Origin of the sequence: Promicromonospora kroppenstedtii DSM 19349 (assembly GCF_000515355.1) — a bacterium.
In the GTDB taxonomy this organism is placed as follows: domain Bacteria; phylum Actinomycetota; class Actinomycetes; order Actinomycetales; family Cellulomonadaceae; genus Promicromonospora; species Promicromonospora kroppenstedtii.
Window position 1 is genome coordinate 26,295 of sequence record NZ_KI911690.1, and the last position, 5,191, is coordinate 31,485.

Here is a 5,191-nt window from a genome sequence, read left to right on the forward strand (position 1 = left end):
TGAGCTGCCCGACGCCGCGCAGGCGCCGTCGGACCTCGCCCTGGGCAGCCCCGCGCAGGGCGACCCGGCCACCATTCCCGTCCCGTCCGGTGCGGACGCGGACGGCGACGCGGGCGTGGCCGACTGGGTCCGCGAGAACGCGGCGCAGGACGGCCCGGGCAACGGGTCGAACGGGGTCCACGGCGGAATCGCGACCGCGACCCCCGGCAGTGTCTCCAGCCCCGTCTCGGCTCCCGTGAACGCCGTACCGACCGCGAGCTACGGCGAGCCGGACGCGGGCCTGTCCGACCTGGAGTCGGCCCCCGTGCCGGCGGGCGAGCCGAGCGCACCGCGCTCCCGCCGTGAGGCGCGGCAGTCGTTCCTCACGCACCAGCAGGACGAGGACCCGGCCACGCAGGGCCTCCGCGGGATGCTCACCCGTATGGGCATCCGCGTGGGGCCGAGCGAGTCGGAACGGCTCGAACGCGCCGACGAGCGCGCGGTGAGCCAGCACTGGCCCGGCCCGCGTACCATCTCGATGGTGAACGGCAAGGGCGGCGCGGGCAAGACGCCGTCGACGGTGCTGCTCGCGGCGGTGTTCGCGCAGTTCGGCGGCGCGGGCGTGGTCACATGGGACAACAACCAGACCCGCGGGACGCTGGGCTGGCGCACCGAGCAGGGCCCGCACGAGTCCACGCTGCTGGACCTGCTGCCGCAGACGGACCGCCTGCTGGGGCCGTCGGCGCAGGCGGCCGACCTGGCGCGGTACGTGCACCACCAGACGCGCGACCGGTTCGACGTGCTCCGGTCCAAGCCGATCGCCATGGCCAACGAGCAGCGCATCGAGCCGCAGGACGTGGACGCGATCCACTCCGTGCTCTCCAAGTACTACCGGATGATCCTCATCGACTCCGGCAACGACGAGTCCGACCCGATGTGGCAGCGGATGATCGACCTGACCGACCAGCTCGTGGTGGCCACCACCACGCGCGACGACCACGCCGAGGCCGGTGCCCTGCTGCTCGAGGCGCTCGGCACCCGCGACGGCCGGTCGGCCTACCTGGCCCAGCAGGCCGTCGTCGTCGTCAGCCAGGCCGACCAGAAGGAGTCCTCGGGCGAGCTCGAGAAGGTGGCCGACGGCTACCGGTCCCTGGCCCGTGAGGTCGTGACCATCCCGTTCGACCCCGCCATGGTCGACGGCCACCTGCGGTACGGTGCGCTGCGCCCCGAGACGCGGCGCGCCTGGCTCGCCGCAGGCGCCGCCGTGGCCGGGGGCCTCTGAACGAGGGTCGAACGACGTCCGGCCCCCGCCCGGCAGCGGGCGAGGGCCGGACGGCGTCGTCGTGCCGGGCGGCTCAGGCCGGGAAGAGCGCGAGCACCTGGTTCCACACCGCCATGGTGTCGTAGCCCATCTCGTTGAGCAGGGCCCACACGATGCCGACGATCGCGTAGAGCGACACGGGGATGAGGAAGATCCACTCCCGGACCGACCCGGCGTCGCCCAGGATCGGCAGCGAGAGGTTGCCGCCGGAACGCCAGATCATGTCGAGCTCCAGGCCGCGGCCGTCACGCATCCAGCGGGGGCTGCGGAACTTCAGCGGCCACAGCAGCGGCACACCGTTGGTGGTGATCATGTCGCCGAGGATGTGCACGGTGCAGCCCAGCGCCACGCTGAACGGCATCCAGAACCACTCCTCGGGTGCGAAGATCGCGATCAGCACCGCCAGCGTGACCGACGTGGTCCACGGCAGCAGCTTCGTGTCCCGCGTGATCTTGAGCGCCTTGAGGGCGAACGCGACGAGCAGCACGCACATGATGCCCGGGCCGATCAGGATCGAGCCGATCTGCTCGTTGCCCGTGTCGATGCTCAGGAAGCTGAGCCCCCAGGCGATGGCCGTGAACACGGCGACACCGAGGATGGAGTGCGTGCCCTTGCGGTGCCCGCCCGAGACGGCCTCGATGACCTTGACCACGCCGTTCGACACCGGCTTGAGCGAGTTCGCGATGGTGCCCGAGTGATGGTCGGCGTCCGGCAGGAGCGCGGCTCCGGCACAGACGAGCGCTCCCGCGATCACGCCGGTGTCGGTCACCGGATACCAGCCGAAGGCGATCGGCGTCGACGCGGTGACCGCTACCCAGGCCGCGGCTCCCGTCGCGGCGTGGTTGCCTCCCATCATGGTGGTGTGCGCTCCAGTTCCCGGGGTCTCCCCGAATCGGCAGTTAGGCCTTCTGACCAGGTCTGTTCCTGGCCGGGGCACACCCTAGCGCGGGCTACCGACACCAAGCCGGAGGAGCGCGCCGCGCGTCCTGCGCCTCGTGCGGGTCAGGCGCCCGTCACGTACGCGTAGTGGTGGAAGTTCTGGTCGCGCACGAAGCCCTCGGACTCGTACAGTCCCTGGGCGGCGAGGTTGTCCCACGCGGTGGCCAGCGAGACCCGGATGGCCCCGGCCTCCTTGGCCAGGCGGCAGGTCTCCTGCACCAGGGCGCGCGCCCCGCCCGTCCCGCGCGCGGCTGGCGAGACGAACAGGTCGTTCAGCACCCACGACCGGCTCAGGCTCACCGACGACCACGTGGGGTAGCTCTGCGCGAACCCGACGATCCTGGCGTCCTCCGCCGGGTCGGAGCCCTCCACGGCCACCTCCGCGACGAGCAGCACGCTGTCACCCGCGTCGCGGCGGGCGGTCAGATAGGCCCGCGCCTCGGCGTCGGGCACCTCCTGCCCGTAGAACCGCAGGTATTGCCGGAACAGGTCGACCACGGCGTCGACGTCCTCGTCGGTCGCGAGGCGCACATCAACAGACACCACGTGATCATGTCAGGCCGAACCGGGTGGACGCCATGATGTTCTGCGATACCGAAAACGGTACAGAACTGGTAAAGGACGACTCGGGCCGGAACATGCCGCACCCCGCGACGGTTGACGCAGGCGATGAACACCACGCCGCGCCTCTCCGTCCTCGACCTCGTGCCCGTCCGCTCGGGCCAGACCAGTGCCCAGGCCCTGTCGGCCTCGCTCGACCTGGCGGCGCTCGCCGACCGCCTCGGCTACGAGCGCTACTGGTTCGCGGAGCACCACAACATGGCGGCGGTGGCGGCGTCGTCGCCCCCGGTCATGATCGCCGCGGCCGCCGCGCGGACCTCGCGCATCCGCGTGGGCTCGGGCGGCGTGATGCTGCCCAACCACGCCCCGCTCGTGGTCGCCGAGCAGTTCGCGGCGCTCGAGGCCGTGGCCCCTGGCCGCATCGACCTCGGCATCGGCCGCGCCCCGGGCAGCGATCCCGTAGTCACCTCGCTGCTGCGCGCCACGGGGCCGACGGCGGACGTGGACCGGTTCCCGCAGCACGTCACCGACATCCTGAGCCTCATGGGCCCCGACGGCGCCCGCCTGCGCCTGGTCTCCGGCGACATCTACGACGTGCGGGCGACGCCGGCCGCGGCGAGCGTGCCCACGGTGTGGCTGCTGGGCTCCAGCGACTACTCGGCGCGGCTCGCGGCCGAGCTCGGGCTGCCGTACGTGTTCGCCAACCACTTCTCCGGGCAGGGCATGGACCAGATCCTCGCCCTGTACCGGGAGGGCTACCGGCCGTCGGAGGAGCATCCGGAGCCGCGCACGTTCGTGACGGTCAACGCGGTGGCCGCGCCGACGCAGGACGAGGCGCACGACCGCGCCCTGCCGCAGCTGCGCCAGATGGCCCGCCTGCGGTCCGGGCAGAAGCTCGGTGCGCTGGAGACGGTCGAGGAGGCGCTGCGCGCCCAGGCGGACGAGCCGGCCGACGGCATGCTCGCCCAGTCCATCGAGGCGATGCGGGCTCGCTGGCTGATCGGCGACGCCGAGCACGTGGCGGCCGAGGTGCGCGGCCTGGCGGAGCGGCACGGCGTCGAGGAGGTCATGCTCGTCCCGGTCGCCGGGTCGCGCGACGACGAGCCGCTGGACGCCACGTTCGGCCGGGCGCAGACGCTGGAGCTGGTGGCGGGCGCGCTGAACGCCTGACGACGCGCTGGTCGCGGCCCGCGCCGCGACCGACAAGGGGTGCCGGATCCTCGGACCGGCGCCCCTTGTCGTTCCCAGGGCTTGTCTCGGCGGGGGAGCGGGTGCATAGTGGGAATCGTCAACCAACTGGTTGGTTGGTTGGCCTAGTGGAACCGCCCGAGGAGCCCCATGTACACCGTGCCCGACCAGACCGGCCGCACCGTCGTCGTCACCGGCGCCAACAGCGGCACCGGCCGCGAGACCGCCAAGCGCCTGGCCGCTGCCGGCGCCCGCGTGGTCCTTGCCGTCCGCAACCCCGACAAAGGGGCCGACGCGCTCGCCGAGGTGCTCGGCACCCGCCCCGACGCACAGGCGGAGGTACGGATCCTGGACCTCGCCGACCTGGCGTCCGTCCGGGCGTTCGCGGACGGGCTCGGGCGCGACCTCGGCCGGCTCGACACCCTCGTGAACAACGCCGGAGTGATGGCGACGCCGCGGCGCTACCAGACCGCCGACGGTCACGAGCTGCAGTGGGGCACCAACTTCCTGGGCCCGTTCGCGCTGACCAACCTGCTGCTGCCGCTGCTCCTGGCCGCGCCCGCCCCGCGGGTGGCCACCATGAGCTCCGGCGTGGCCAACGCGGGCCGCATCGACTTCACGGACCTCGACCGGGAGCGCCGTCCCTACCGCACCTGGGCCGCCTACGGGCAGTCCAAGCTCGCCGACCTGTACCTCGCCCGGCACCTCGCGCACCTCGCCGGACACCGGGGCTGGACGCTGGTGAGCACGGCCGCGCACCCCGGCTTCACGCGGACCAACCTCCAGGTCACGGGCCCGAGCATGGGCAAGGAGCAGCCGGTGCGCTGGTCGCCGGGGAGCATCCTGCCGTCGATGGAGGCGCCCGAGGGCGCCGGCTCCATCCTGCTGGCGGCCGCCGACCCGGCCGCCACCTCCGGTGCCTACTACGGCCCCCGGTTCGGGCTGACCGGAGATCCCCGCCCGGCGCGCCTCAACCGGCGCATGCGGGACGACGCGACCGCGGCCCGGCTGTGGGCCGTCGCCGAGGAGATCACCTCGACCGCCGTCCCGGTCGGATGAGCGGCCCGACGAACGGCTCGACCAGCGCCGCGCAGACGGCGGACCTGCCTGCCCGCCCGCACGTGCCGGACCAGACCGGGCGCACGGTCGTGGTCACGGGGGCCAACAGCGGTACCGGCCGCGAGGCCGCCAAGCGGCTCGCGG

5 protein-coding genes are annotated in these 5,191 nt (G+C 73.0%); 3 read left to right on the forward strand and 2 right to left on the reverse strand.

All coding sequences use genetic code 11. The annotated features are described in order from the left end of the window. A partial coding sequence (locus PROKR_RS16445; RefSeq protein WP_425414904.1) for a MinD/ParA family ATP-binding protein occupies window positions 1-1,261 on the forward strand: 1,261 nt, incomplete at its 5' end. A 73-nt stretch (window positions 1,262-1,334) separates the two neighbouring features. Here PROKR_RS16445 and PROKR_RS16450 read toward each other — a convergent pair. Together PROKR_RS16450 and PROKR_RS16455 are read right to left on the reverse strand one after the other, a co-directional pair. Next, window positions 1,335-2,156, reverse strand: coding sequence for a metal-dependent hydrolase (locus PROKR_RS16450; RefSeq protein WP_051433061.1), 822 nt, complete (start codon window positions 2,154-2,156; stop codon window positions 1,335-1,337). 146 nt (window positions 2,157-2,302) lie between these two features. After that, complete coding sequence (locus tag PROKR_RS16455) at window positions 2,303-2,782, reverse strand: GNAT family N-acetyltransferase (protein WP_245605854.1); 480 nt, start codon at window positions 2,780-2,782, stop codon at window positions 2,303-2,305. A 126-nt stretch (window positions 2,783-2,908) separates the two neighbouring features. On the opposite strand from PROKR_RS16455, the gene PROKR_RS16460 reads away from it, so the two are divergent. After that, window positions 2,909-3,970 (forward strand): LLM class flavin-dependent oxidoreductase, encoded by a 1,062-nt coding sequence (locus PROKR_RS16460; RefSeq protein WP_036964771.1) that lies wholly within the window; start codon window positions 2,909-2,911, stop codon window positions 3,968-3,970. A 168-nt stretch (window positions 3,971-4,138) separates the two neighbouring features. Next, window positions 4,139-5,047 (forward strand): oxidoreductase, encoded by a 909-nt coding sequence (locus tag PROKR_RS16465; protein ID WP_036964772.1) that lies wholly within the window; start codon window positions 4,139-4,141, stop codon window positions 5,045-5,047. Window positions 5,048-5,191 lie beyond the last annotated feature (144 nt).